Origin of the sequence: Stenotrophomonas sp. GD03930 (assembly GCF_029839665.1) — a bacterium.
In the GTDB taxonomy this organism is placed as follows: domain Bacteria; phylum Pseudomonadota; class Gammaproteobacteria; order Xanthomonadales; family Xanthomonadaceae; genus Stenotrophomonas; species Stenotrophomonas forensis.
In genome coordinates, this window is the sequence record NZ_JAOCAV010000002.1 from 249,756 (window position 1) to 270,816 (window position 21,061).

A 21,061-nucleotide genomic window follows, 5' to 3' on the forward strand; every position below is an offset into this window, starting at 1 on the left:
CGGGCCAAGCCCGGCGGATTCTCAATCCTGCTTCAGCAGCTGCACCAGCTGGCGCAGGCGGTAGGGCTTGGGCAGGAACTCGACCTTCTCCGGCAGCGGCGGAAGCTGCGAGCGCGCGTAGCCGGATGAGAGGATCATCCGTGCCTGCGGCTGTTCGCGCGCCACGTGCTCGCTCAGCTCGATACCGGACATGCCGTTGGGCATGCTGACGTCGCTGAACACCACATCGAAGCGCGCTTCGCCCTTGAGCAGCTCCGCGGCCTCGTGGCCATCGGCGGTGGTGGCCACCTCGATGCCGAAGTCGCGCAGGGCCAGGCCGATCATCTCGCGAAGATCGGTCTGGTCCTCCACCATCAGTACGCGGATCGGGTCATCGGTCATCGGGTGCTTCCTCTGTTGCGGGGAGCAGCAGGCTGACCGTGGTGCCAACACCGGGGGTGGTGGACACGTCGACGAAGCCGCCGCTCTGGGTAGTGAATCCGAACACCTGGCTGAGGCCCAGGCCGCTGCCCTTGCCGATGTCCTTGGTGGTGAAGAACGGCTCGGTCGCCCGCTCGGCGATGTCGGCGGCCATGCCGTGGCCTTCATCGCAGACGCTGAGGGTGACATATCCGCGTTGCAGCGTGGTGTCCGCATCCGGGTCGAGGCGGTGTTCCAGTGCCGTGCCGATCAGGATGCGGCCGCCATCGACGGTGGCCTCCACCGCATTGGCCACCAGGTTGGCCAGCGCAGTCTGCAGCTGCAGCGCATCGGTGCTTACCGGCGGCAGGCCCGGAGTGAGGCGTGCGTCCAGGGTAACCGTGGGCGGGCAGGCACGCTGCAGATCCGGCAACCACTGCCGGACCAGCGCGTTCATGTCCAAGGGCTCGCGGATCAGGGTCTGGCCGGTGCTGAAGGCCAGCAGCTGGCGGGTCAGCAGGGCGCCGCGGTCGGTCGCGGCCTGGGCGGCATCGAGCAGTTCGGCGGCACGCACGTCGTCACCGCTCACGCGCAGTGACAGCAGGTCCAGCGCGTTGCCGATGGTGGTCAGCAGGTTGTTGAACTCGTGCGACAGGCCACGGCTGAGCCGGCCGACCGTCTCGAACTGCTGGGTGTTGCGCAGTGCACGCTGGGCATCGCGCAGCAGGCGCTGTGCCTGCCATTGCTCGGTGATGTCGCGGGTGATCTTGACGAACCCGAGTAGTTCGCCACCCTCGATGACCGGTTCGATGACCACGCTGGCGCGGAACGAAGAGCCGTCGTGGCGCACCCGCCAGCCCTCGCTGGCGACATGGCCGTGCTGCGCCGCCAGGCGAAGCAGGCGTTGCGGCTCACCGGCATCGCGCTCGGCCGGCAGGTAGAAACGACCGAAATGCGTTCCCACCACTTCGTTGGCTGAATAGCCCTTGATGCGTTCGGCGCCCGGGTTCCAGCTGCAGACGATGCCTTCGGGATCAAGCAGGTACAGCGCATGATCGCGCACGCTGTCAATCAGCAGTCGCAGTTGTCGGGAAGGGTCCGTCAGTACGGACGTCGTAGAGGCTGCAGCGTCCACGTGGAAATAAGTGTTACCCCTGTGAGGGACGTGAAGCTAGGCATTGAAGTGTGAAGGATGCGTGCAGGTACGGCACGTGCCAAAGGTCCTGTGCGGCTGAATGCGACACGGAGTACCATCACCCACCCTTTGCTCTCTGGAACCGACCTGCATGCGTCCTGGTGCGACCACGCGTGACCGCTGGATCTGGCTGACCTCCGCCGTACTGCTGGCGGCTACCATCGCCCTGGAGCTGGTGGTGCCACTGGGCTATGCGGTGTGGCTGGCCTATTTCCTCGCGGTAGGCGTGACGGTATTCCAGCGCAGCGCACGCGCGCCGTTCATCGTTGCCGCGATCGCCTGCGTGCTGCTGGTGATCGGCTTCAACGTGGCGCCGGCCAGCAACAATTCGTCGTTCTCGTTCGTCAATCGCAGCATCGGCGGTTGCGCGTTCCTGATGATCGCGTTGATCGTCTCCCGTGCCATCGAAGCGCGGCGGCAGGCCATGCGCGCGCTGTGGCTGCAGGAAGCAGAGAACGCGGTGGCAATGAGCCTGCGTGGCGACCTGGGGCCTGAGCAGATTGCCGAGGCGGCGGCTACCCAGCTGGGCGGCCAGCTGCAGGCAGACATTGGCGCGGTGTACCGGCTCGAAGGTGGGCGCCTGCAGCTGACCGGTGGCATGGCGTTGCCGTCGGGCATGCCGGCATCGCTGGCATTGCAGGAAGGCGTGGCCGGGCAGGTGGCCCGTGACGAACGCATCCGGCACCTGCACGGCGGTGACGCCGCCGTGCTTGAACTGCAGACGAGCCTGGGGCGGTTGCCGGTGAGCGAGCGCATCCTGGCGCCGATCAGCAGCGACGGCGCCGTAGTCGGGGTCATCGAACTGGGCCGCGCCCAGGCAGGCGGGCAGCGCGACCTGGATCGGGAGCTGCTGGAACGTTGCGGCGAGACCATCGGCATGGCCTTGCGGGCCTCGCTGCTGCGTGCACAGCTGGTGGTGCTGCTGGAGGAATCGCAGCGCCAGGGTGAGGAACTGCAGGCGCAGCAGGAAGAACTGCGGGTGGCCAACGAGGAACTGGAAGAGCAGAGCCGCAGCCTGCTGCAGTCGCAGAGCCACCTGGAAGAACAACAGGCCGAGCTGGAACAGAGCAACGTCCAGCTGGAAGAGCGCACCCACGAGCTGGAGGCGCAGAAGCAGGCGCTGCTGGTGGCGCAGGGCCAGCTGGTGCGTAACAGCAACGAACTGGCGGCCACCTCGCGCTACAAGTCCGAGTTCCTGGCCAACATGTCGCACGAACTGCGTACGCCGCTGAACAGCTCGCTGATCCTGGCCAAGCTGTTGGCCGACAACAAGGACGGCACCCTGACCGACGAGCAGGTGAAGTATGCGCGCGCCATCCTGTCGTCCAACAACGACCTGCTGGCGCTGATCAACGACATCCTGGATCTGTCACGCATCGAGGCCGGCCATGTCGAGCTGGCCGACGAAGTGGTGGTGGTGGACAGCGTCGTGCAGCGCCTGCGCGAGACCTTCGAGCCGATGGCCCGACAGAAGGGCCTGGCGTTGCAGATCGAGGCCGATGCGCTGGCGCCGAGCCAGCTGGTGGCCGACAGCCAGCGCCTGCAGCAGATCCTGAAGAACCTGCTGGCCAATGCGCTGAAGTTCACCGAGCACGGCAAGGTCAGCCTGCACGTTCGTGCTGCTGGCAGCGGCCGCATCCGCTTCGAAGTCGCCGATACCGGCATCGGCATTGCCCGCGAGCAGCTGCAGGTCATCTTCGAAGCATTCCGCCAGGCCGATGGCAGCACCCGCCGCCGTTACGGCGGCACCGGCCTGGGCCTGTCGATCTCGCGCGACCTTGCCGAGCGCATGGGCGGCAGCATCCACGTCGACAGCGAGCCGGGCCGCGGCAGCTGCTTCATCCTGGAACTGCCGCTGCAGGGCGCGCCGGTCGCGGCATCGGGTGAAGCGCCGGCGCCGGTATCCATCCCGGCTTCGCCGCAGCCTGCGGCAGCGGTCGCCGCACGCACGGTTGCCGCGCCTGCGGTCACCCCGGCGGCATCGCCGGCCATCGCCAATGTGGCCGATGACCGCGGTCGTCGCCAACGCGCCGGGCGCTTGATCCTGGCGGTCGAGGACGACGCCACCTTCGCCGAAGCGCTGGTGGTGCTGGCCCATGAGCTGGATTTCGACTGCGTGGTCGCGACCACGGCCGAGGAAGCCCTGTCGCTGGCCGCGGAGCTGCGCCCCAACGGCATCCTGCTCGATATCGGGCTGCCTGATGTGTCCGGCCTGAGTGTTCTGGAACGCTTGAAGCGCAATCCCGACACACGCCATATTCCGGTGCATGTGGTCTCGGCGATGGACCGCGGCCAGGTGGCGCGTGAGCTGGGTGCGATTGGTTTTGCGATCAAGCCGACCACGCGCGAGCGGCTGGTGGCGGCCATCGAGCAGCTGGAGCAGACCAGCCAGCGCGATGTGCGGCGCCTGCTGATCGTCGAAGACGACAGCGAGCTGCGCCACAACCTGGAACTGCTGCTCGGCCGCGAGCAGCTGCAGATCATCGCGGTGGGCACCCTGGCCGGCGCGCTGGAGCAGCTCAGCACCGTCACCTTCGATTGCATGGTGATGGATCTGTCGCTGCCCGACGGCAGTGGTTACGACCTGCTGGAGCACATGGCCGGCAACGACGATGTCGGTTTCCCGCCGGTGATCGTCTACACCGGCCGCGCGCTCAACCGCGAGGAAGAGCAGCGCCTGCGCCGCTATTCGAAGAGCATCATCATCAAGGGTGCACGTTCGCCGGAACGCCTGCTGGACGAAGTGACCCTGTTCCTGCACAGCGTCGAGGCCAGCCTGCCGAGCGACCAGCAGCGCCTGCTGCGCGAAGCACGGCGCCGCGATACCGTGCTTGATGGCCGCACCGTACTGCTGGCCGAGGACGATGTGCGCAACATCTTTGCCCTGTCCAGCGTGCTTGAGCCGCTGGGCGTGATCCTGGAGATCGCGCGCAACGGCCAGGAGGCGGTGGATCGCCTGGCCGAGCGCGAGGTTGATCTGGTACTGATGGACATCATGATGCCGGAGAAGGACGGCTTGGCGGCGATGCGCGAGATCCGTGCGCAGCGCCACCTGCAGGACCTGCCGATCATCGCGCTGACCGCCAAGGCGATGCCGGACGACCGCGAGCGCTGCCTGCAGGCCGGTGCCAACGATTACATCGCCAAGCCCATCGACGTCGACAAGCTGGTCTCGCTGTGCCGTGTCTGGTGCTCGCGGCAATGAACGAGCAGGCGCTGTTCGACTTGGAGCTGAAGATCCTGCTGGAGGCGCTGTACCAGCGCTACCACTACGATTTCCGCAGCTACGCGGTGTCGTCGCTGCGCCGTCGCATGCGCCAGGCCATGCAGCGTTACGAGTGTGATCGGCTGGTCGATCTGCAGCACCGCCTGTTGCACGAGCCGGAGCTGTTCGCCCAGGCCATGCAGTTCTTCACCGTGCAGGTCTCGGAGATGTTCCGTGACCCGGCCTATTTCCGCGAGCTGCGCGAACAGGTGGTGCCGGTGCTGCGCACCTATCCCTCGGTGAAGCTGTGGGTGGCCGGGTGCAGTACCGGCGAGGAAGTGTGGTCGCTGGCGATCCTGCTGCATGAGGAAGGCCTGCTCGAGCGCAGCATCGTCTATGCCACCGACATCAATCCGGCGGCACTGGCCACCGCCGAAGCCGGTGCGTATGGCATCGACCGCATGGCGCAGTTCAGCCGCAATTACCTGGCGGCGGGCGGCACGGCATCGCTGTCGGACTATTACGCCACCGCCTACGATGGCGCGGTGTTCGACCGCCAGCTGCGCCGCAACGTGGTGTTCGCCGACCACAGCCTGGCCACCGACACCGTGTTTTCCGAAGTGCACCTGGTGTCGTGCCGGAACGTGCTGATCTACTTCAACCGCGACCTGCAGGACCGCGCGGTCGGGTTGTTCCGCGAGGCGCTGGTGCACCGTGGTTTCCTCGGCCTGGGCAGCAAGGAGTCGCTGCAGTTCGGGCATCACCACGATGCTTTCGACGTCTGCTCGCGCGAACACCGCCTGTACCGGAAGGTGGCCTGATGATGGTGCAGGCTCGCCCTGCGGTAGTGGTGGTGGGAGCGTCGGCGGGAGGCGTTGCCGCGTTGCAGGCCGTGCTTGGCGCACTGCCGCCCAGGCTGCCCGCGCCGGTGCTGGCCGTGCTGCACCTGCCGCGCGATCGCTCCAGCCGTATTGCCGAGGTGCTGGCGCCGTACTGCGCGCTGCCGGTGCGTGAAGCGGAGGACAAGCAGCCGCTGCAGCCGGGTACCGTGACCTTCGCACCGCCGGACTACCACCTGCTGGTGGAAGACCCCGGTACGGTGGCGCTGTCGGTCGATGCGCCGGTGCTGTTCTCGCGTCCGGCCATCGATCCCCTGTTTGAATCAGCGGCTGCCGTGTTCGGTGCGCAGGTACTGGCACTGTTGCTGACCGGTGCCAGCAGCGACGGCAGCGAAGGTGTTGCCGCGGTGCGCGCTGCGGGCGGCCGTGCCTGGCTGCAATGCCCCGAGGAGGCCGAAGCATCGATGATGCCGGCCTCCGCCCTGCAGCACGCCGGCGCCGACGCCGTGCTGCCCCTTGAATTGATGTGTCGTCGCCTGAAGGAGTTGTTTGCATGAACCTGCTGCCACCGGACCCTGCGCAGTCGCAGACCCCGGTCAACCTGCTGATCGTCGATGACGTGCCGCAGAACCTGGTAGCCATGCAGGCCCTGCTGCAGCGCGAGGGTGTGAACCTGCTGCTGGCGGGCTCGGGTGCGCAGGCCCTGGAGCTGCTGCTCGAGCATGAGGTCGCGCTGGCCCTGCTGGACGTGCACATGCCGGAGATCGATGGCTTTACCCTGGCCGAGCTGATGCGCGGCTCGCACCGCAGCCGCACGGTGCCGATCATCTTCCTGACCGCCTCGCCGGACGATCCGGTGCGTGCGTTCAAGGGCTACGAAACCGGTGCGGTGGACTTCCTGCACAAGCCGGTGGCGCCGCAGGTGATCCTGAGCAAGGTCAATGTTTTCATCGAACTGTACCAGCAGCGGCAGTTGCTGAAGGCGCGCAATGAAGCGCTGGAGCGAGCGCTCAAGCTCAATGAGACGATGGCCGCGGTGCTGACCCACGACCTGCGTACGCCGCTGTCGGCCATCCTGCTGTGTGCCGACAAGCTGGCACTGGAGCTTCCCGAGGACAACGCCGGTGCACAGCAGACGCTGCAGTACCTGGAGGCCAGCACGTTGCGCATGGCGCGGATGGTCGAGCAGCTGCTGGATTTCTCGCGGATCCGCAGTGGCGGCCTGCGGCTGCAGGCCAGCGCCTGCGACCTGGCCGAAGTCACCCATGCGGTGATTGCAGAAGCGGGCAGCGCGCACGGTCATGAGCGCATCCGTTTCGACGCCATCGGCGATACCCGCCTGCAGGGTGACATGGATCGGCTGGGGCAGATCGCCGCCAACCTGGTGGGCAACGCGTTGACCCATGGCAGCGAGGCCCTCGTGCAGCTGGATGGACGCGATGCGCGCACGGTGGTGATGCGGGTCAGCAACACCGGCCACATCGATGACGCGCTGTTGCCGCGCCTGTTCGAGCCGTTCAAGGCCAGCTTCCACCAGAGCAAGGGCCTGGGCCTGGGCCTGTACATCGTCGATCAGTTCGTCCGGGCCCATGGCGGCCATATCGGTGCGCGCAACGAGGCGGGGCAGGTGGTGTTCGAAGCGAGGCTCCCGCGCCGGTGGGACGGTACCGGCGTCGTCGCAAGCTGAATTCTTCAGGCAACGCGCGCCCGCAATGAGACGGACTCGTCCGCAACTGCTACCGTGCGTTCACACCCTGCCAAGGAAGCACCATGCCACTTCGTGCCATCGCCTACGTCAGCCGGGCGCTGCCGGAGCTCTCCGTTGAGCGGCTGCAGGCGCTGGTCGAGGATGCCGCGCGCTTCAACAAGATGGCGGGCGTGACCGGCGTGCTGCTGCATGACGGTGATCGCTTCCTGCAGTACATCGAAGGTCCGCCAGACGGAATCGATTCGGTGTATGAGCGCATCCTGCAGGCGGGCAGCCACATCGACATCATCGAGCTGGCGCGCGGCCGCCTGGGCCAGCGCCAGTTTCCGTACTGGTCGATGCGTGCCTTGCCGGTGGAGGCAAGCTTGCTGCGCCAGCTTTCGAGCAGCGACTGGTCCGGTTTCAGCCGGACCCTGGAAGGAGATCGTTCGGCACCGACCCCGGTCGACCTGCTGGATGCGGTGGTGCAGCCGGCACTGCACGCCGGTTGAGATTCAGCGCACGCCGCCTCCGCAATAGGCGGTGTACAGCGCCTGCAGCACCCCCAGCGCCGGGCCTTCCTGCATGCGGTAGTGGATTGCCTGCGCCTCGCGCCGGGTCGCCACGATCTGCATTCCGCGCAGCACCGCCAGGTGCTGGGACAGCGCCGAAGCGCTGAGGCCGGTCAGCGCCTGCAGTTCCGGCACCGGCGCCTCACCCTCGACCAGCCGGCACAGCACCTGCAGCCGGGCAGGGTGGGCCAGGCTCTTGAGCAGCGCAGCCGCCTGCGTGGCGTGCTCGGCCATCGTGGCAGTGTCGAGCGGCGGGTGGGTCATGGTTGACCTTTTTGTTTAGAGGCGTCTAATTTAGGGAAATCTAAATTTGAGGGCAACCGATGCATGGCATCAAGGAAGGCGGGGCATGAACCTGCCATGGAGCGCGCTGGCGGGTGGTGCGTTGATCGGTATGGCTGCCGTGTGGTTGCTGGCTGCCACCGGGCGCGTTGCGGGCATCAGCGGGATCGCTGCGGGCAGCCTGCGCGCAGGTAGAGGCGAGCGTGGCTGGCGCTGGGCCTTCCTCATGGGGCTGCTGGCAGCGGCAGGGCTGGTGCTGTGGTGGCAGTCGGTGCCCGGCAGCGCTCCACGTGTACTGCTGCGCGATGCCTTGCCCGCCTGGCAGCTGATCGGCGCGGGCCTGCTGGTCGGCTTCGGTACCCGCCTGGGCAGCGGCTGCACCAGTGGCCACGGCGTTTGTGGCATGGCCCGTGGTTCGAAACGGTCGCTGCTGGCGGTGCTGGTGTTCATGGCCTGCGCGATGCTGACCACGTTCGTGGTTCGCCACGGCGGAGCCCTGCTGTGAGCCGCGCCATCAGGGCTGCCGCTGTGGCGGGCGCATTGTTCGGCGCCGGGCTGGCGCTTTCCGGAATGACCGATGCACGGCGCGTGCTCGGCTTCCTCGACATCAGTGGCGCGTTCGATCCCACGTTGATGTGGGTGCTGGGCTCGGCGCTGCTGGTCAGTGCCATCGGCCAGCGTTGGGTGCTGCGTCGCGCGCAGCCCTGGTTTGCCCTTCGCTTCCAGCTGCCGACGGCACATGATGTGGATGCTCGCCTGCTGCTGGGCGCGGCACTGTTCGGCATCGGCTGGGGATGGGCCGGCTATTGCCCCGGGCCGGCCATCGCCGGGTTGGCCGTGGCATCGCGTGAAGCGCTGTGGTTCGTGCCGGCGATGGTGCTGGGCTTCTGGCTGCACGATCGCCTCGTGCGTTGAGGCTTCACCCCTGTGTCACGATCGATCGGGTCAGATCCATGGACCACGGGGAACGGAGCGCAGTGACATGGCACGGATGAAGTGGAAGGGAAGGGCGATGCTGGCAATGGCGCTGGCGTCCGCGATCGCACCGGCGCTGGCCTGCACGCGCGCGGTGTACCTGGGCGACAACGGTGATGTGATCACCGCGCGTTCGATGGACTGGAAGGTGGATGTCGCCACCAATCTCTACGTACTGCCGCGTGGCATCGCACGCACCGGGCAGGCTGGCCCGAAGTCGCTGGCCTGGACCGCCCGCTACGGCAGCGTGGTGGCCACCGGCTACGACGTGTCGACCACCGACGGCATGAACGAAAAGGGCCTGGTCGCCAACCTGCTGTGGCTGGTCGAGTCGGAGTACCCGCAACAGCGCGGCAACAAGCCGGGCCTGGCGATCTCGCTGTGGGCGCAGTATGTGCTCGACAATTTTGCCACGGTGGACGAGGCAGTGGCCGCCCTGAAGCGTGAGCCGTACTCGATCGTCACCGACAAGGTGCCCGGCGAGGACCGGCAGGCGACGCTGCATCTGTCGCTGTCCGATGCTACGGGTGACAGTGCCATCGTCGAGTACATCGGTGGGCGCCAGGTCATCCATCATGACCGGCGCTACCAGGTGATGACCAACTCGCCGATCTTCGACCAGCAGCTGGCGCTCAACACCTACTGGCAGCAGATCGGTGGCACGGTGATGCTGCCGGGCACCAACCGTTCTTCCGATCGCTTCGCCCGCGCCTCGTTCTACATCAACGCCATTCCCAAGGCGGAAGATCCGGTGGAGGCACTGGCCAGTGTGTTCAGTGTGATCCGCAACGCCTCGGTGCCGTACGGCATCACCACGCCGGGCGAGCCGAACATCTCCTCCACGCGCTGGCGTACCGTGGCCGACCACAAGCGGCGGCTGTACTTCTTCGAGTCGGCGTTGACCCCGAACACGTTCTGGGTCGATCTGAACAAGGTCGATTTCGGTGGCCCGGTGCTCAAGCTCGACCTTGGCAAGGACCAGCGCAACACCTTCGCCGGCGATGCGCTGGGCCACTTCGTGCCCAGCGCGCCGTTCACCTTCCTCGGCGTCGACGGTTAGTTCGACGCCTGGCTGGAGGCCGGGTACACCGCCTGGATGGTGCAGGCACCGCGGCGGCTGAAGCGGGGCAGTGGCGCCAGTTCGTCGCTGCGCTCGTCGTAGCTGGCGAAATCAGCGGTGACCACCCGATCGCCCGGGTTGCCGCAGATCAGACCATTCTGCATGCCCGACTGGAAGCTCAATTCGGGCGACCGGTCGAGCTGGAGGCAGTGGCTGCCCAGTTCGACCCGGTAGAAGCGATGGCCGCCGCTGCGCCGTGGATTGGTTTCCACCAGCATGCCCTGCGTGTCGGACGACCAGCCACGTACATTGCGGGTGGCGAAGCAGTACGAGGGCGAGCCGCCGAAACCGCGGCGGACTTCCTTTCGCTCGCGGATGGTCAGGGCTGGCAGCGTGGCGGTGCGCAGGCGATCGCTGTCGCGCGCAACGCTGGCGTAATCGCGGTTCTGCACTGGCGTAACCGCACTGACGGCGCAGCTGTGGCCGTCCACCACCACCCGCTCGCTGGGACGACCGCAGGCCCAGCCGGCAGGTGCCTCCAGTTTCAGCGTGGTGGCACCGCGAACGCCGGGGCAGTCTTCGTTGAAGTCGATCCGATAGGCCTGGCCGGAGGCGGAGCGCAGCGCGATCGAGCGCGGTGAGGCCTGCTCGATCTCCTGCACGCCGACCGCGTCCATGCAGTGTGGGGCCGGCGGCGTGCGCTCCTGGGCGGAAGCGGTAGCGGCGAGAGCCAGGCCGAGGCTGGCGGCGAGCAGCAAATACGCGTGCTGATGGGTCATGACCTGCACTCCTTGCGTGGGTTGACACCTCGACTATAGCAACGGTTTGCACGGCCCGTGTTACACGCGCACACTGCCCGGATGGGCGCGATCTTCCATCTGCGGCACTATGGCCAAGCCACCGGCCTGGACCGCCATGACTACGCGCAGTGGGTGCTGCCGCTGCAGGGCGAACTGCAGTTCGAGATGGAAGGGCGTGGTGGCCGCCTGGACCTGCTGCAGGGCGCTTTCGTGGCTGCCGGCGAGGCCCATGACCAGATGGCCGATGGTCCGAACGGCTTCGTGATCGTCGACTGTGCGCCGGGCGTGCTGGATGACGGCACCCAGGAGCATCTGTGCCGCCAGCGCTGGCTGCACCTGCCGCTGGCGCTGCGCCGGTGCCTGGCCGATGTGCAGGCCGGCCGGCCGATGCCAGCCCTGCTTCCGCAGTTGCTGCAGGCGTTCGCACCGGCCGGCAGCGGCGCTCGCATGCAGGGACTGTGCGCGGCGGTGCAGGCCGACCCGGGCCAGGCATGGCCGGTGGCCCGCATGGCGGCGTTCGTTGGGGTCAGCGAGAGCCGCCTGCACGCGCTGTTCCAGCGTGAATTCGGGCTCAGCCCGCAAGCCTGGCTCAGCGCCAGCCGGTTGCGCTGGGCCAAGCACCAGCTGCGCACCAGCACCGCGCCGATCAGTGACATCGCGCTGTCTGCAGGCTATTCCGAGCAGAGCGCACTGACCCGTGCGCTGCGCCGCGAGTGTGGGCAGACCCCGGCCGCGTGGCGCAGGAGCGCAGGGCTGTAGCGTCGAGCCATGCCCGGCTGCCGTTCGCGCGCTAGCCGCTGCATAAGCAGTCGAGCATGGCCCGACGCTACAAGGGCAGCAGGGCAGTAGCCTGGGTCAAGAGGGCTCCGCCGCCCACCGACTACACTGCGCGGCCTCTTCTCCCCCGAAGAATTCCAATGCGCAACAACCCGATGGCCCGGGGCATCGCCAATGGCGTTGCCGCTGGCGCGCTGTGGGGCGTGGTCTTCCTCGCCCCGGCCGTGCTGCAGTCGTTCAATGCCCTGCAACTGTCCGCCGGCCGCTACCTGGTCTATGGCCTGATCGCCGTAGCCCTGCTGCTGCCACGCTGGAAGCGGCTGGCGCCACAGTTGGGGCGCACCGAGTGGTTGGGTCTGCTGTGGCTCAGCCTGGCCGGCAACCTGGTCTACTTCCTGCTGCTGGCGACCGCCGTGCAGTGGGCCGGTGGTGCGGCGGCCTCGCTCATCGTCGGCCTGATCCCGGTGGTAGTGACCCTGGTGGGCGTGCGCGAGAAAGGCGCGGTGCCGCTGAAGCAGCTGTTGCCGGCACTGGGCCTGTGCGTGCTCGGTGTAGCGCTGGTCGGTTGGGAAGCGCTGATGTCCGAACACCTGGCGACACCCTGGCGGCAGCGCCTGATCGGCCTGTTGTGCGCGTTCGGTGCGTTGTTCTCGTGGGCGCTGTACTCGATCGGCAACAGCCGCTGGCTGGCGCGGCGGCCCGATCTGTCCAGCCACGACTGGTCGCTGTGACGGGCGTCACCACCGGTGGCCTGGCCCTGCTGCTGGTGCCGATGGCCTTCATCGGCCACACCGGCAGCCACACGCCGGCACAGTGGGGCGGCTTCTGGGCGATCAGCGCCGGCGTGGCGGTGGTTGCCTCGATCCTTGGCAACGCGTTCTGGAACCGCGCCAGCCGCCTGCTGCCATTGACCCTCACCGGCCAGATGATCGTGTTCGAGACGCTGTTCGCGCTGCTCTATGCCTTTGCCTGGCAACAGCGCTGGCCCTCACTGCTGGAGGCGCTGGCGATCGTGTTCCTGGTGGCCGGGGTGATGCTGTGCGCGCATGCCCATCGTGCACCGCGGGCGATCGCCGAACATGCCGGCTGAATGCGACCGTCAAGCGTGCTGATGGCTGCTTTGTCTCAGATGCAACCAAATACCGGCACGTTGGCCGATGATCGCGGCAGCGTATTTTTGCATCGCAGCACTTGACAGCGGCAGGGCGCGCGGTGTTTTCTGTGCGCCATGGTCCTTGATGCCGCCCACGCCAGCCTGATCGCACCCGCCACCGCGGGCCGTTCGACTGCGCCGGTCGCCACCACCACCATTACCATCACCACCGTCACCACTGCCCTGGTGCGGCCCGTCGTCTTCGTGTAACTCCCGAAAACCACGGCCCCGCACCATACAGGTGGCGGGGAAACTCGACACCTGCATGCGACGGGGCCTCCTACCGAGGTCTGCATGTCTTCCCACGCCCCCGCCCATTCCGTTGCTCCGGCCGACCTGGCTGCGCCGTCCATCGTCGTGCACAAGTTCGGTGGCACCTCGGTAGCCGACGCCGAACGCTACCGCCATGTTGCCGGCCTGCTACTGGCCCGCCCCGAATCGCTGCAGGTCACCGTCGTCTCGGCCATGAAGGGTGTCACCGATGCGCTGATCGAGCTGGCCCAGTTGGCCGCCAAGGGTGACGAAGGCTGGCGCGAGGCCTGGCATGCGCTGCGCGCGCGCCATCGTGGTGCTGCGGTGGCGCTGCTGGGCGAGCAGGTGGGCGATACCGTGGAATGGATCGACGCGCGCTTCGAGCAGCTGGCCGAGGTGCTGGCCGCGCTGGCGGTGATCGGCGAGCTGCCGCGCGAGGTGCTGGACCGCGTGCAGGGCCTGGGCGAAGTGTTCTCCGCACAGCTGCTCGGCACCCACCTGCGTGCCTTGGGCGAAGACTGCGCGGTGCTCGACGCGCGCGAGGTGCTGGTGGTCGGGCATGGCGAACTGGGCGTCGATGTCGACTGGGAGGCCAGTGCGGACCGCCTGGCCAAGTGGCGCCTGCAGCATCCGCAGCTGCGCCTGGTCGCCACCGGTTTCGTGGCGCGTGACCGCCATGACCGCATCACCACGCTCGGCCGCAACGGCAGCGACTATTCCGGGGCGATCTTCGCCGCGCTGTTCAACGCCGATGAGCTGCACATCTGGACCGACGTCGATGGCGTGCTGTCGGCAGATCCGCGGCTGGTGCCCGAGGCGGTGCAGCTGGAATCGCTGAGCTATGACGAGGCCTGCGAACTGGCCTACTTCGGCGCCAAGGTGGTGCACCCGCAGACGATGTCACCGGCCATCCGCCTCGGGCTGCCGATCTTCATCCGCAACACCTTCCAGCCGGCGCATCCGGGCACGCGCATCAGCGCCGAGCGCTCGCCGCGCGGGCCGGTGAAGGGCCTGACCCTGAGCCCCGGCTTGGCCCTGCTGAACCTGGAAGGCACCGGCCTGATTGGCGTGCCGGGTACCGCCGAGCGCGTGTTCGCCGCCCTGCGCCAGGCGCAGGTGTCGGTGGTGATGATCTCGCAGGGTTCGTCGGAACATTCAATCTGCTGCGTGGTGCGTGCCGCCGAAGCTGCGCGCGGTCGCGACGCCCTGCTGCATGTGTTCGCGCATGAGTTGTCGGTGGGCCAGGTGCAGCGCGTGCAGGTCAGCGAGGGGGTCAGCGTGCTGGCCGCGGTCGGTGACGGCATGGCCGGCCAGCCCGGTGTGGCGGCGCGCCTGTTCGAGGCGCTGGGCCGTGCGCAGGTGAACATCCTGGCGATCGCGCAGGGTTCGTCCGAACGCAACATCTCGGTGGCGGTGGACAGTGCCGATGCCACCCGCGCGCTGCGCGCCGCACATGCGGGCTTCTGGCTGTCGCCGCAAACGTTCGCAGTGGGCGTGATCGGGCCGGGCAATGTCGGTGCCGCGCTGCTGGACCAGTTGCTGGCCGCGCGCCCGCAGTTGCTGGCCAAGGCCAATGTCGACCTGCGCCTGCGTGCGCTGGCCTCGCGTTCGCGCATGCGCCTGGAAGTGGATGGCCTGCATGCCGACTGGCGCCAGGCATTGCAGGAAGCCGGCGAGTCCAGCGACCTGGATTGCTTCACCGAGCACCTGCTGGCTGCGCACCTGCCGCACGCGGTGGTGATCGACTGCAGTGGCAGTGCCGAGGTGGCCGAGCGCTACGAGGGCTGGCTGGCCGCCGGCATCCATGTGGTCACGCCGAACAAGCAGGCCGGCGCAGGGCCGTTGCCGCGCTACCAGCGCATCCGTGCCGCGGCGGCGGCCAGTGGCGCGCGTTTCCGTTACGAGGCCACGGTGGGTGCGGGCCTGCCGGTCATCACCACGCTGCGCGACCTGGTGGATACCGGTGACGAGGTGCTGGCGATCGAAGGCATCTTCTCTGGCACGCTGGCCTGGTTGTTCAATCGCTTCGATGGCAGCCAGCCGTTCTCGGCGCTGGTCGCGCAGGCACGGTCGATGGGTTACACCGAACCGGACCCGCGCGATGATCTGTCCGGCGTGGACGTGGCGCGCAAACTGGTGATCCTCGCCCGCGAGGCCGGCCACGCGCTCAGCCTGGAGCAGGTGCAGGTGGAAAGCCTGGTGCCGGCCCTGCTGCGCGACGGCAGCGTGGATGCGTTCATGGCAAGGCTGGGCGAGTCCGATGCCAGCCTGCTGCAGCGGCTGCAGGAGGCACGCGCGCGTGGCGCCGTGCTGCGCTATGTCGCCAAGCTCGGCGCCGACGGTGCCTCGGTGGGCCTGCAGGAGCTGCCGGCCGACCACGCCTTCGCCAATCTGCGGCTGACCGACAACGTGGTGCAGTTCCGTACCCGCCGCTACTGCGACAACCCACTGGTTGTGCAGGGGCCGGGGGCTGGCCCGGAAGTCACCGCGGCCGGTGTGTTCGCCGATCTGCTGCGTGTGGCGGCCGGTGAAGGAGCGCGCCTGTGATCGCACGTGCATACGCACCCGCCTCGGTGGCCAACGTGGCAGTGGGATTCGACATTCTCGGCCATGCCATCGCCGGGGTCGGCGATACCGTAAGCGTGCGCCGGATCGACGAACCGGTGGTGCGCATCGAGGCGATCCGTGGCAGCGCGGTGGAACTGCCGCTGGACGCGGCCGGGAACACGGCGGGTGCTGCGTTGATGTCGCTGCGCGAACGGCTGGGCCTGGACTTCGGTTTCGCCGTCGAGATCGACAAGGGCATTCCGTTCGGCTCCGGCATGGGCGGCTCGGCGGCGTCGAGTGTTGCGGCGCTGGTCGCGGCCAATGCGCTGCTGGATGCGCCGCTGCCACGCGAAGCGTTGTACCCGCATGCGCTGGATGGCGAGGCGGTGGCCAGTGGCGGCCGCCACGGTGACAACGTCGGTCCGCTGCTACTGGGGGGACTGGCATTGTGCACCGCCGATCGCCTGCTGCCGATCCCGGTGCCTGCCAGCTGGCACAGCCTGCTGGTGCATCCGCACGCGGTGCTGGAAACGCGCCGTGCCCGCCAGGCCCTGCAGGGCAGCTATGCGCTGGGCGAGTTCGTGGCACAGAGCGCGAACCTCGCGCTGGTGCTCAGTGGCTGCCATCGCAGCGACGCGGCGCTGGTACGCGCGGGCCTGCGCGATGTGCTGGTCGAACCGCGACGGGCCGGACTGATTGCCGGCTTCGAAGCCGCCCGTGATGCGGCGCTGTCGTCCCATGCAATGGGTGCGGGCATCTCCGGCGCCGGACCCAGCGTGTTCGCTTGGTTCGAGGATGCCGACCAGGCGCGTGCCGCTGCGGCGCCGGTGCAGGCAGCGTTCGCTGCGGCCGGCTTCGACAGCGACGCCTGGGTATCGCCGCTGGATGCGCCGGGAGCCCGGCTGTGCTGAATCCTTCCCCTTCTCTGGATACCGAACCCATGCAATTTGTTTCGACCCGCGGCCAGTCTCCGGCCGTCGGCCTCAGCGCGGCGATCGCCGCCGGATTGGCGCCCGATGGCGGGCTGTATGTCCCCGCGCTTCTGCCGGCCGCCCGCGAACTGCAGGCCGGGCCGACCCTGGCCGATACCGCCGCCGATCTGCTGGCACCGTTCTTTGCTGGCGACGCACTTGAGACCGCGCTTCCGGCGATCTGCCGCGAAGCGTTCGACTTCCCGGTGCCGCTGCGCCCGCTCGGCGGCGGTGACCACGTGCTGGAGCTGTTCCATGGGCCGACGGCGGCGTTCAAGGACATCGGTGCGCGCTTCCTCGCTGGTACGCTGTCGCGGCTGCAGGCGGGCAAGGGCCGCGACCTGACGATTGTCGTTGCCACATCCGGTGATACCGGTGCAGCGGTGGCAGCGGCGTTCCATCGCCAACCCGGCGTGCGCGTGGTGGTGCTGTATCCGGATGGCCGCGTGTCGCCACGGCAGGCGCACCAGCTCGGCTGTTTCGGCGACAACATCCAGGCCCTGCGGGTGGCCGGTGCATTCGACGATTGCCAGGCGATGGTCAAGCAGGCGCTGGCCGACCGCGAACTGCAGGTGCAGGTGCCGTTGAGCTCGGCCAACAGCATCAGCCTGGGCCGCCTGCTGCCGCAGATGAGCTACTACGCGCATGCGGCACTGACCCATCATGCCGAAACCCGTCGCCGGCTCAATCTGGTGGTGCCGACCGGCAACCTCGGCAACGCGATGGCCGCAGTGCTGGCGCGCGCACTGGGTGTGCCGATCGGGCAGATCGTGCTGGCCACCAATGCCAATGCGGTACTTCCGGCCTACTTCAATGGCGGTGACTACCATCCCCAGCCCAGCGTCGCCACGGTGGCCAATGCGATGGATGTGGGTGCGCCGAGCAACTTCGAGCGCCTGCGCTGGCTCTACCACGGCGATGATGCCGAACTGCGCGCAGCCTTCCGTGCGTTCGCGGTGGACGACGTCACCATCCGCGCCACCATTGCTGCGGCGCACGCCAGCGGTGGCGAGCTGTTCTGCCCGCATACGGCCACGGCGGTCAAGGTCCTGCAGGACCTGCGTGCACGCGGCGCCAAGGGCGACTGGGCGGTGGTGGCCACCGCGCATCCGGCCAAGTTCGAAGCGGTGGTCGAGCCGTTGATCGGCGCCCCGGTGGCGGTGCCGCCGGCATTGGGTGCGCTGTTGCAGCGGCCAGCGCACGCTGAACCGCTCGCGGCTGACTATGCCGCGCTGCGCGAAGTGCTGCTGCGCTGACCGAGGCGGGGCACGGTTGCCGGCCAGCGGCCGGCACTACCGGAAGGATGCACACGGGTTGGGCATGACCGGATGGATGCAGCAGGGGTAGTGCCGGCCGCTGGCCGGCAATCCCATGAACCGCGATGCGGTCAGATCAACCCTTCACCGGCCAGTTCGCGCAGCCCGTCCTCGTCGAGGATCTCCACCACGTTCAGGTGGGGCAGGGCGATCAGGCCCTGCTGGCGCAGCTTGGTGAAGGTGCGGCTGACCGTTTCCATGGTCAGGCCGAGATGGTCGGCGATGTCGCCGCGGCCCATCGGCAGCGATACGCGCAGGCCGTCACCGCCGAGGCGGGCCTCGCGCGCGGCCAGGCGCAGCAGGAAGTCGGCCAGCTTCTCGGCCGGCTGCAGGCGCGCCAGTGCCAATGCGGCGTCCTGCGCGGCATCCAGTTCCTGGCAGGCGCGCTGCAGCAGCTTGCGCTCCAGGTGCGGGAAACGGCTGCGCAACACCTTCATCTGCGGCAGTGCGACGCGGCACACGCGGCTGTCGGCGATGGCCTCGATGTCGTAGCGGTGATGATCGCTGCTGCTGAGGCCGAGGTAGTCCCCGGGCAGCACGAAACCGTTGATCTGGCGGCGGCCGTCGGCCAGGGTGCGCACCAGGCGCAGCGCCCCGGCGGTCAATGTATAGACATGGTCACGCTCTTCGCCGGTGCGGGCCAATGTGCTGCCCATGCTGACCTGCTGTGAAACAGTGACCTGCTCCAACGCCTGCACTTCGTCGGGCGACAGCGCCGAGCACACCGCCAGGTGGCGAACCGAGCAGTGCAGGCAGTCCAGCGTGGGGCAGGACGGCGAGGCGGGATCGTTGTTGGCGGGCGGAGCGCCGGAAGGCCGTGACATGTTGCGGGGGCGTATCGCGGTCGGGGAGGGCCTTATGATACTTCAAGCGGCCGTTCGACCCTGCCCGAGGTGGGGGCGCTAGAATGTCGCCCCCTCCCACGTCCCGTTCCAGCAGGAGTTCCGCCCGTGATCAAGCCCCGTACCCCGCCCGGCACCCTTGAACTGCTGCCGCGCGAGCAGATTGCGTTCCAGCGCATGCTGGACGTGATCCGCCGCAACTACGAGCGCTTCGGGTTCCTGCCGGTGGAGACGCCGGTGTTCGAGCTGTCCGACGTGCTGCTGACCAAGTCCGGTGGCGAGACCGAGCGCCAGGTGTACTTCGTGCAGTCCACCGGTGCGCTGGCCAATGCCGCCGAATCGGGCGACCGCTCGCTGCCGGAAATGGCGCTGCGCTTCGACCTCACCGTGCCGCTGGCGCGCTATGTGGCCGAGCACGAGCATGAACTGACCTTCCCGTTCCGCCGCTACCAGATGCAGCGCGTCTACCGCGGCGAGCGCGCCCAGCGCGGCCGCTTCCGCGAGTTCTACCAGTGCGACATCGATGTGATCGGCAAGGACAGCCTGAGCGTGCGTTACGACGCCGAAGTGCTGGCGGTCATCCATGCGGTGTTCTCGGAACTGCGGATTGGTGATTTCAGCATCCAGCTGAACAACCGCAAGCTGATGCGCGGTTTCTTCGAGAGCCTGGGCGTGGCCGAGGGCGAACGCCAGCTGGCCGTGCTGCGCGAAGTGGACAAGCTGGACAAGCGTGGCGCCGACTACGTGCGCGAGACGCTGGTGGGCGAGGACTTCGGCATTCCGGCCGAGCAGGTCGAGAAGATCCTGGCCTTCGTCGCCGTGCGTTCGCAGGGCCATGCCGATGCGCTCGCGCAGCTGGCCGCGCTGGAGGCCGGTGCGGCTTCGTCGGAAACCCTGCGTACCGGCGTGGCCGAGCTGCGCGAAGTGCTGCAGCTGGTGCAGGCGCTGGGCGTGCCGGAATCCGCGTACTGCCTGAATTTCTCCATCGCCCGCGGCCTGGATTACTACACCGGCACCGTCTACGAGACCACGCTGACCGACCACCCGCAGATCGGCTCGATCTGCTCGGGCGGCCGTTACGAAGACCTGGCCAGCCACTACAGCAAGTCCAAGCTACCGGGCGTGGGCATCTCCATCGGCCTGTCGCGCCTGTTCTGGCAGCTGCGCGAGGCTGGCCTGATCGATGGCATCGAAGGCAGCAGCGTGCAGGCACTGGTCGCGCTGATGGACGAGCAGGGCATGCCGCAGTCGCTGGATATCGCCCGCCGCCTGCGTGCCGGTGGCATCAACACCGAGGTGCAGATGGAGCCGAAGAAGATCGGCAAGCAGTTCCAGTACGCGGCCAAGGCCGGCATCCGCTTCGTGGTGCTGGCGGGCGAGGACGAGCTGGCCCGCGGCGTGGTGGCGGTGAAGGACCTGCTGCGCGAGCAGCAGTTCGAAGTATCGCGCGACGAGCTGGCCAGCACGCTGCAGGTGGAGCTGGAGCAGTCCAAGGCGATGGCATGAAGCGAGCCGCCGCAGGAGCGTTGAGCGTGCTCCTGCTGGCGGGTTGCCAGAGTGATCCGGCGCTGCACAGCGCCCGGATCGGGAAGGCGCAGTACCGGTTGCAGGTCGATCGTTGCCATGTGATCGATCGCGCGCAGCTGGAGGAGGACCTGCGGGCCCTGGCCTCACGGAAGTGCCCGACGGGCGCAGGTGAGCTGGAGAACACCCAGTCCGTGCCAAGCCGGCAGGGCAGCCTGTTCGGGGAGTGCCTGCGGCGTGGTGCGCTGCAGGCGGAGGTCCGCTGCTCGCCCTGATTGTTTCCAAATGGCTGATTTAAAAGAAGAACGCCCGCCCTTTGGTGGGCGTTCTGCGTTTCAGGGCAAACAGCAGTCGAGCATGGCTCGACTCTACAAAAAGCCGGTTTCGATGCGACCCACGCCGTTCTGAAAGATCGCGGGAAACTGTCGAAGGCGGGGTGGGTCCGGTGGCAGGGGTGTGAGCGGCATGGATGCCGCGACCAAGCCCCCATGGACGGGTTCACGGCGTCCCCTGCCACCGGACCCAGTCCGCCAACCCTCAGTAGCCCGGCTTTTGCCGTTGCTCATGCCTCTGCGGGTGCAGGGCGGCAGCCCTGCCATGCCCCCCAAGCCACGATTTGACGCACTGCGCAAGAATGCGTTAATGTACTAACGCGCTATTACATT

Annotated in this window: 20 protein-coding genes and 1 pseudogene; 15 read left to right on the forward strand and 6 right to left on the reverse strand. The window is 67.8% G+C overall.

Annotation, left to right across the window (positions count from 1 at the left end; genetic code table 11):
- Positions 1-21: 21 nt before the first annotated feature.
- Positions 22-381, reverse strand: coding sequence for a response regulator (locus tag N5C18_RS11855; protein ID WP_053449578.1), 360 nt, complete (start codon positions 379-381; stop codon positions 22-24).
- The gene (locus tag N5C18_RS11860) at positions 371-1,534 is read right to left on the reverse strand and encodes a PAS domain-containing sensor histidine kinase (RefSeq protein WP_271260393.1); all 1,164 of its coding nucleotides are present in this window, start codon (positions 1,532-1,534) and stop codon (positions 371-373) included. Before N5C18_RS11860 ends, N5C18_RS11855 begins: the two co-directional genes overlap by 11 nt.
- A 151-nt stretch (positions 1,535-1,685) precedes the next feature.
- Here N5C18_RS11860 and N5C18_RS11865 point away from each other — a divergent pair, with 151 nt between their 5' ends.
- The 5 genes from N5C18_RS11865 (at position 1,686) to N5C18_RS11885 (ending at position 7,837) form a co-directional block, all read left to right on the forward strand.
- The gene (locus tag N5C18_RS11865) at positions 1,686-4,799 is read left to right on the forward strand and encodes a response regulator (protein ID WP_279944683.1); all 3,114 of its coding nucleotides are present in this window, start codon (positions 1,686-1,688) and stop codon (positions 4,797-4,799) included.
- Entirely contained in the window at positions 4,796-5,620 is an 825-nt protein-coding gene (locus N5C18_RS11870) for a CheR family methyltransferase (protein ID WP_006436197.1), read from the forward strand. Before N5C18_RS11865 ends, N5C18_RS11870 begins: the two co-directional genes overlap by 4 nt.
- Complete coding sequence (locus N5C18_RS11875) at positions 5,620-6,195, forward strand: chemotaxis protein CheB (RefSeq protein WP_164241098.1); 576 nt, start codon at positions 5,620-5,622, stop codon at positions 6,193-6,195. The genes N5C18_RS11870 and N5C18_RS11875 overlap by 1 nt, the downstream gene beginning before the upstream one ends.
- Positions 6,192-7,325 carry a hybrid sensor histidine kinase/response regulator gene (locus N5C18_RS11880; RefSeq protein WP_053510080.1) on the forward strand — a complete coding sequence of 378 codons (1,134 nt, stop codon included), beginning with the start codon at positions 6,192-6,194 and terminating at the stop codon, positions 7,323-7,325. Before N5C18_RS11875 ends, N5C18_RS11880 begins: the two co-directional genes overlap by 4 nt.
- 83 nt (positions 7,326-7,408) lie before the next feature.
- On the forward strand, positions 7,409-7,837 hold the full coding sequence (locus N5C18_RS11885) for a BLUF domain-containing protein (RefSeq protein WP_053510081.1): 429 nt from the start codon (positions 7,409-7,411) through the stop codon (positions 7,835-7,837).
- A 3-nt stretch (positions 7,838-7,840) separates the two neighbouring features.
- Here the strand turns inward: N5C18_RS11885 and N5C18_RS11890 are convergent, their stop codons facing one another.
- Positions 7,841-8,161, reverse strand: a complete 321-nt coding sequence (locus N5C18_RS11890) for a metalloregulator ArsR/SmtB family transcription factor (RefSeq protein WP_053449584.1) — start codon at positions 8,159-8,161, stop codon at positions 7,841-7,843.
- 85 nt (positions 8,162-8,246) lie between these two features.
- On the opposite strand from N5C18_RS11890, the gene N5C18_RS11895 reads away from it, so the two are divergent.
- The 3 genes from N5C18_RS11895 to N5C18_RS11905 all read left to right on the forward strand — a co-directional run bounded on the left by N5C18_RS11895 (position 8,247) and on the right by N5C18_RS11905 (position 10,214).
- On the forward strand, positions 8,247-8,684 hold the full coding sequence (locus N5C18_RS11895; RefSeq protein WP_006436205.1) for a hypothetical protein: 438 nt from the start codon (positions 8,247-8,249) through the stop codon (positions 8,682-8,684).
- Complete coding sequence (locus N5C18_RS11900; protein WP_164241099.1) at positions 8,681-9,094, forward strand: DUF6691 family protein; 414 nt, start codon at positions 8,681-8,683, stop codon at positions 9,092-9,094. The genes N5C18_RS11895 and N5C18_RS11900 overlap by 4 nt, the downstream gene beginning before the upstream one ends.
- A gap of 67 nt (positions 9,095-9,161) precedes the next feature.
- Positions 9,162-10,214 carry a linear amide C-N hydrolase gene (locus N5C18_RS11905; protein WP_053449587.1) on the forward strand — a complete coding sequence of 351 codons (1,053 nt, stop codon included), beginning with the start codon at positions 9,162-9,164 and terminating at the stop codon, positions 10,212-10,214.
- Here N5C18_RS11905 and N5C18_RS11910 read toward each other — a convergent pair.
- Positions 10,211-10,993 carry a DUF6491 family protein gene (locus N5C18_RS11910; RefSeq protein ID WP_053510090.1) on the reverse strand — a complete coding sequence of 261 codons (783 nt, stop codon included), beginning with the start codon at positions 10,991-10,993 and terminating at the stop codon, positions 10,211-10,213. The two genes, N5C18_RS11905 and N5C18_RS11910, sit on opposite strands and share 4 nt — an antisense overlap.
- A gap of 81 nt (positions 10,994-11,074) precedes the next feature.
- Here N5C18_RS11910 and N5C18_RS11915 point away from each other — a divergent pair, with 81 nt between their 5' ends.
- Together N5C18_RS11915 and N5C18_RS11920 are read left to right on the forward strand one after the other, a co-directional pair.
- Positions 11,075-11,773, forward strand: a complete 699-nt coding sequence (locus N5C18_RS11915; RefSeq protein ID WP_049457207.1) for an AraC family transcriptional regulator — start codon at positions 11,075-11,077, stop codon at positions 11,771-11,773.
- A 158-nt stretch (positions 11,774-11,931) separates the two neighbouring features.
- Positions 11,932-12,881 (forward strand): annotated as a pseudogene (locus tag N5C18_RS11920) (DMT family transporter).
- 9 nt (positions 12,882-12,890) lie between these two features.
- Here N5C18_RS11920 and N5C18_RS11925 read toward each other — a convergent pair.
- The gene (locus N5C18_RS11925; protein ID WP_279944684.1) at positions 12,891-13,211 is read right to left on the reverse strand and encodes a hypothetical protein; all 321 of its coding nucleotides are present in this window, start codon (positions 13,209-13,211) and stop codon (positions 12,891-12,893) included.
- A 27-nt stretch (positions 13,212-13,238) separates the two neighbouring features.
- On the opposite strand from N5C18_RS11925, the gene thrA reads away from it, so the two are divergent.
- The 3 genes from thrA to thrC are packed head-to-tail and all read left to right on the forward strand — an operon-like array spanning position 13,239 to position 17,970.
- Positions 13,239-15,743 (forward strand): bifunctional aspartate kinase/homoserine dehydrogenase I, encoded by a 2,505-nt coding sequence (gene thrA, locus N5C18_RS11930; protein ID WP_279944685.1) that lies wholly within the window; start codon positions 13,239-13,241, stop codon positions 15,741-15,743.
- Positions 15,740-16,654, forward strand: a complete 915-nt coding sequence (locus tag N5C18_RS11935; protein WP_053510098.1) for a homoserine kinase — start codon at positions 15,740-15,742, stop codon at positions 16,652-16,654. Before thrA ends, N5C18_RS11935 begins: the two co-directional genes overlap by 4 nt.
- 29 nt (positions 16,655-16,683) lie before the next feature.
- On the forward strand, positions 16,684-17,970 hold the full coding sequence (gene thrC / locus N5C18_RS11940) for a threonine synthase (protein WP_053510100.1): 1,287 nt from the start codon (positions 16,684-16,686) through the stop codon (positions 17,968-17,970).
- 131 nt (positions 17,971-18,101) lie between these two features.
- On the opposite strand, the gene N5C18_RS11945 is transcribed toward thrC, so the two are convergent.
- Positions 18,102-18,854 (reverse strand): helix-turn-helix domain-containing protein, encoded by a 753-nt coding sequence (locus tag N5C18_RS11945; protein WP_006436589.1) that lies wholly within the window; start codon positions 18,852-18,854, stop codon positions 18,102-18,104.
- A gap of 126 nt (positions 18,855-18,980) precedes the next feature.
- Here N5C18_RS11945 and hisS point away from each other — a divergent pair, with 126 nt between their 5' ends.
- Both hisS and N5C18_RS11955 read left to right on the forward strand, forming a co-directional pair.
- Positions 18,981-20,378 carry a histidine--tRNA ligase gene (gene hisS, locus N5C18_RS11950; RefSeq protein WP_053449593.1) on the forward strand — a complete coding sequence of 466 codons (1,398 nt, stop codon included), beginning with the start codon at positions 18,981-18,983 and terminating at the stop codon, positions 20,376-20,378.
- On the forward strand, positions 20,375-20,671 hold the full coding sequence (locus tag N5C18_RS11955; RefSeq protein ID WP_279944686.1) for a hypothetical protein: 297 nt from the start codon (positions 20,375-20,377) through the stop codon (positions 20,669-20,671). The genes hisS and N5C18_RS11955 overlap by 4 nt, the downstream gene beginning before the upstream one ends.
- Positions 20,672-21,061: the final 390 nt, after the last annotated feature.